The following is a 487-nucleotide window of genomic DNA, read 5'->3' as shown; positions in this document are numbered from 1 at the left end:
GCAAGGGCATTGGTCATGTAGTCTCCAGGTGCAGCATCTTCTAGGCGGCAGCCGAATACAAAGCGCTTCTGGCCTCCGCGCAGATAGGGCGAATTGAAACTGTTTCTATCAGCACCCATAAACGGATCCAGCCAGTGTGTACCATCAGGAACGCGGTTTTCCCAATGGTTAGGTCCGCGTTTCAGCCAGCTTTTCATCACACCGTCTGCTGTACCATAAGTGGCAGCCCATGGTTGATCCAGGCCGAAGTACACAACTGCTCCCACGGTTTTAACCCAAGCAATACCGATGTGGGTCACATCTTTCACCCGCTGGCCAGGCTCAGGCATGAGCCCTATCATGTTCCAAGAATCAGGGTAAAGACCTGGGTTTCCATCCACATCTGTTTTAGTCAGAAATGGAAACTGAAAAACAGTACTGGTGGATATTGGCACCGGCGCGGGCATCCATGGGGGCGAAATTGTGGCCCAAGGTTCCCTGGCGGATT

Annotated in this window: 1 protein-coding gene; it reads right to left on the bottom strand. The window is 52.8% G+C overall.

Annotated elements, in window-relative coordinates; translation table 11 throughout:
* The coding region (locus tag VPK24_RS18785; RefSeq protein WP_393015663.1) for a hypothetical protein at positions 1-329 on the bottom strand (329 nt) is incomplete at its 3' end.
* Positions 330-487 lie beyond the last annotated feature (158 nt).

It is taken from the genome of Limnothrix redekei LRLZ20PSL1, assembly GCF_043235035.1.
Classification (GTDB): Bacteria; Cyanobacteriota; Cyanobacteriia; order CACIAM-69d; family CACIAM-69d; genus CACIAM-69d.
This window is presented reverse-complemented; position numbering and strand designations above follow the sequence as displayed.